At 46.0% G+C, this 4602-nt stretch carries 4 protein-coding genes; 2 read left to right on the forward strand and 2 right to left on the reverse strand.

Annotated elements, in window-relative coordinates; genetic code table 11:
- Positions 1–635: precorrin-2 C(20)-methyltransferase (locus tag C7Y66_RS29825; RefSeq protein ID WP_106548309.1), on the reverse strand; the 635-nt coding region annotated here is incomplete at its 3' end.
- A gap of 153 nt (positions 636–788) precedes the next feature.
- Between C7Y66_RS29825 and C7Y66_RS29830 the strand changes: the two genes are divergently transcribed.
- A complete protein-coding gene (locus tag C7Y66_RS29830) occupies positions 789–1550 on the forward strand; it encodes a triacylglycerol lipase (protein ID WP_199197730.1) in 762 nt (253 codons plus the stop codon).
- A gap of 134 nt (positions 1551–1684) precedes the next feature.
- Positions 1685–2338 (forward strand): cytochrome b N-terminal domain-containing protein, encoded by a 654-nt coding sequence (locus C7Y66_RS29835; RefSeq protein ID WP_106218973.1) that lies wholly within the window; start codon positions 1685–1687, stop codon positions 2336–2338.
- Positions 2339–2352: 14 nt separating this feature from the next.
- Here C7Y66_RS29835 and C7Y66_RS29840 read toward each other — a convergent pair whose 3' ends face one another.
- On the reverse strand, positions 2353–4257 hold the full coding sequence (locus C7Y66_RS29840) for a sodium:proton antiporter (RefSeq protein ID WP_015155058.1): 1905 nt from the start codon (positions 4255–4257) through the stop codon (positions 2353–2355).
- Positions 4258–4602: the final 345 nt, after the last annotated feature.

Consider the following 4602-nt stretch of genomic DNA (forward strand, 5'->3'; position numbering starts at 1 on the left):
GTCAACATATTTGGTAATGTAGCTCGTTCTACTATCCAACTGTGTTGCAGTAGGGATTTGCGCTGCAAGACTTGCCATACTTGTTCGTATACAGAACTTACTTTCATCAATACTACGACTTCTGCCCAGTCTAAAATAGATTCTAGTTCGTTGACGTTATAAATTGCTGGTAACACGACTAAACGCTCTTGGCGGACAGTTAAGGGCAGCCCTAACGCCGATGCTGCTGCCATAGGCGAGCAGACACCAGGAACGTAGTTGATGACGGCTGCGGGATACATTTGTTGCAGCGTCTGTGCTAAATAGGTAAACGTACTGTAGAAACTAATATCCCCTTCACAGGCAAAAGCCACATCTTGACCTTTCTGTAAATATTCCCAAACTTGCTTGGCGGCTAGCTGCCATGCTTTTGTTAAAACTTCAATGTCTTGCACGTAGGGAAAATCTAAGGGTAGCTGCTGTTGATCCGATCGCAGCCACGGAGCAATTATTTGTTGGGCAATGCCTGGTTTGTCTTGAATTCCTCTAGGAAAAGCAACTACGGGAGCTTGTTGCAGCGATCGCAACCCTTTGAGCGTTATCAGTTCTGGATCGCCTGGACCAACACTAACACCGTAGAGAATACCATTCGCCATCGAGGAGTCATTTGTCGTCATTGGTCATTGGTCATTGGTCATTGGTAGTTGGTAGTTGAGTAGTGCGTGTTACTTGTCGAGGGTGTAGGGTGGAGTGAGTGGTGAGTGGTGCGTGGTCACTGGTCACTGGTCACTGGTCACTGGTTACTGTCTATGCTTCCCACCGTCATTTTACCTGGATTTTTAGAAGCCGCGATCGCCTACCGTCCGTTGGAACAATTTTTACAGCAGTTGGGTTTTCCTACCGTTACGGTTCCCTTACAACGACAAGATTGGTTCCCCACGTTGGGAGGTAGACCAATGACTCCAATTTTGCTGCAACTGCATCGCACGGTCGAGCAAGTTTTACGGCAATACAACACAGCTAAAGTGAATTTGATCGGTCATTCTGCTGGCGGCTGGATCTCGCGAATTTATTTAGGTGAAAAAGCTTACCTGGCTCGTAATGCGGCGATCGCCGCAATTCCCCCTTGGGAAGCTTACCGCTTTGTTGCCACGTTAGTCACGCTGGGAACTCCCCACATTAGCCAAGAACGCTGGACGCGCTGGAATCTCGATTTTGTCAACAATAACTATCCTGGTGCTTTTTACAGTTCCCGAGTGCGCTACGTTTGCGTTGCTGGTAAGAGCGTTTTCGGACAGCGACGGCGAGGAAGTTGGCTGGCATACAGCAGCTATCGCTTGACCTGCGGACAAGGAAATTGTTGGGGTGATGGCATTACCCCAATCGCAGCAGCTCATTTAGAGGGAGCAGAAAATTTAATTTTAGAGGGAGTCAAGCACTCTCCCAAAGCCCCTGGAATTTGGTACGGTTCGCCTCAAGTTGTACCGAGTTGGGTGTCGTATTTGGAACAAGGGAGCAGGGGAAAGAGAGCTGAGGAGGCTGAGGGAGAGAAGAGATTAAACAACTCCTGACTTCTGACTCCTGACTCCTGACTCCTGACTTCATGTCTTACCATCTCCCCCTCTAGAAAGAACTCTTCAAATGAGTGACTTGGTTAGCATCTTAAAGAAAGTACACATTTTGAGAGTACTGAGAAGCGGGAGTTATGAAGAGTCTTTCCTATGAATTCGTTCTGAAACGAACGGCGACAATACTATCTGTAGCATTGTTAACATTGTGCGCGATCGCCGCTGTGACTGGCATTTTATTATCTTTTTATTACGAACCAGTGGCAGGTGGTGCGAATCAGGCTTTGCAATGGATCGATACGGAGATTCCTAACGGTCAAATCATTCATGGCTTACACGATTATGCCGGAACCTTACTAATTGGTGTAGCACTGATTCAAATGGTCGTGATGTTCTTGGGTAGGCAGTTTCGCCGTAGTTGGTTAACTGGTTGGATTAGCAATATTTTACTGATCCTCAACGCGATCGCTTTAGCTTGGACGGCAATGATTCTCGATTGGAGTCAAGTCGGTTACTGGCGCTTTCGGATCGAATTAAGTACCATCGAAGCCATTCCTTTTATTGGTTCTACCCTGCGAGATGTCATCACGGGTGGTGGTGCGGTGAATACAACCACAGTCGAACACCTCTACACCATCCACAGCTACATTATTTCCGGTAGCGCCATAATGTTAGCGATCGTTCACTTATTGGGCGTATTATGGCAAGAAAAACAGCAAACACCTATTGCATCTGTCACATCCGCAGAGTCAAAAACGAACGCGCCACGGGAGTTAATCAAAAATTCTTAACTTGTCTTTTGACTTTAAATTGTAGAGACATTTTGGCTCGGAAGAGGAATTTCTTCGACTTCGGGCAATTTTTCTAAAGCAAGGCGTTTTGCTGGTGTCGCCCCCGATAGCCGTTTCAACAGATTGGGTCTGGGATCGTGTAACAAGTAAATTAAGCGATCGCCTGGTTGCCATTGTTCTGTTGCAGGAACGACAAGTAACCGATCTTCGCGTTCTAGGAGTAAAGGGACTAATTCTCCTGCCCAAATCAAGGCTTGCAGATGGGCTTGTTGCAAAGCAAAGCCTGCTTCGCTGAGAGTCGTCGTGCCTAATTTCACGCGATCGCTGTTAATATACTCGTTCCAAGTTTTAATCGGTATATCCGATCCAAAAGCTCGATCGATCCGATTGCGATTTATTGAGGTACTTGCTTGTGGATTGCGGGGAAAAACAGCCAGCACTCTTGGTGGTTGAAATTCTTCTACAGCCCTTTGTGCCAAGACGTAATTAACTTCTCCATTATTGGTCATTGCCAAAAACGTTCCCATAGAAGCTAGTCCTGCCTCTTCTAGCACTGTTGTATCTAAAGCGCTGCTAGAAAAAACCTTCAAGTTCTGTGCCTGGGCTTGCTGACACGCTACGGGGTCGGTATCGATCATCGACACGGCTTCTCCCCGTTCTTGGAAAAGACGAGCAATTAACAAACTTAGAGGATTGCAGCCGACAATCACCACCCCAGTTGCTTGCGTAGAGCTGATTTGCAACCAATTTGCTACCCAGCCAGCAGTTAAACCTTGACAGGCGACAGTCATGATAATTGTTAAAAAGACTAATGCCTTGATCGAGTCTCCACCGTTAATCCCGCGTTCGGTCAGGAAAATCGAAAATAACGAAGCGACAGAAGCGGCAACAATTCCTCTAGGTGCAACCCACGATAAAAACAATTTTTGTCGCCAATTTAAATCGCTGTTGATGGTGCAAATACCAATATTTAGGGGACGGACGACAAACATCAACACGAGGACGGTGAATAAACTGCCCCAGCCTAAAGCAAAGATACTGGCAATGGATAAATCTGCGGCAAGCAAGATAAATAGTACTGACACGCCGAGAATCGTTAGCTGACCTTTAAATCGTCGTAATAATCGTTCTTCTGGCAAGGAAGCAGAACCCAAAACCACGCCTGCAACTACTGTCGCCATTAGTCCAGATTCGCTGCGACTGAGTTGGGCTAGGGTAAATAAACCCCATAAACCTGCTAAGACAACGAGATTTTTTAGTTCGTCAGAAATAAAGTGAGCGCGTTTGAACATGAAGGCAAGACACCAGCCACCAGCAGCCCCAATGCTCCCACCAATGCCTAGACGCAGCGTCAAGCCACTAATTGCCATCCAAGGGTCGGTTTCGCCATTTAAAACTGTATCGAGTACCACAACGGCGAGAATTGCCCCTACAGGGTCGATTAATACCGCTTCTCCTTCTAATAGAGTTCCTACCTGACGGTCTACTTTAATCGTGCGTAATAGTGGCGAAATTACCGTAGGACCCGTTACCACTACCAAAGAAGCATAAAGGAAAGCGATCGCCCAGGGAAACTCTCCCAGCCAATGCGCCGCCATACTCCCACCCAACAGAGTAATTAGGGTTCCCACAGTAACGAGATTTCTCAAACTACCAGAAACTTTACCCAGTTCTCGCAGTTCTAGGTTCAACCCTCCCTCAAATAGAATTACAGCGGTAGAAAGCGCCACAATTACTTCCAACCCAGCACCTAAAACTTGAGGGTGCAGCACGTTCATCCCATCAGAACCCAACAAAATTCCAAATAGCAACAAAAAGACAATGCTAGGGAGTTTGAGGTATTCTGCTATAACTTGAGCGCTAATTCCTGCAATTACAGCAATTACCATTTGCAGGGTAATTTCAAAAGATGCTTCCATATTTAGAAAGTTAGCAAAAGTGCTGTCCGAACCCTGGTGACGGGAGAAATCTCTAAAATAGGCGCGGCTCCATTATGCTGACAATTCTCTGCATCATCTATAGTAGTCTATAAGCAATTTGTCTTTTAAAATACAATTTGTTCCGATCTTAAAGATAAATAGAAACACTTCATATCATAACTAGGCTGTAACTGAGATTGAGTCAGAATACTGTCATCAACTGTCAGTATGACTTTCGCGATCGCATATTGCCAACTGCCATACTAGAAGGCGATCGCACCTACTACTTTTACTCCAACAAACTTAGCGCTCAACATTTCGGATACCTGTCTCTTATACACATCT

Source organism: Chroococcidiopsis sp. CCALA 051 (assembly GCF_003015105.1).
GTDB lineage: Bacteria > Cyanobacteriota > Cyanobacteriia > Cyanobacteriales > Chroococcidiopsidaceae > Chroococcidiopsis > Chroococcidiopsis thermalis.

Excerpts from the sequence above, each read along its gene's own strand:
- C7Y66_RS29830 (WP_199197730.1), top strand. The coding sequence starts at position 789 with ATGCTTCCCACCGTCATTTTACCTGGATTTTTAGAAGCCGCGATCGCC.
- C7Y66_RS29840 (WP_015155058.1), bottom strand. The coding sequence starts at position 4,257 with ATGGAAGCATCTTTTGAAATTACCCTGCAAATGGTAATTGCTGTAATT.
- C7Y66_RS29835 (WP_106218973.1), top strand. The coding sequence starts at position 1,685 with ATGAAGAGTCTTTCCTATGAATTCGTTCTGAAACGAACGGCGACAATA.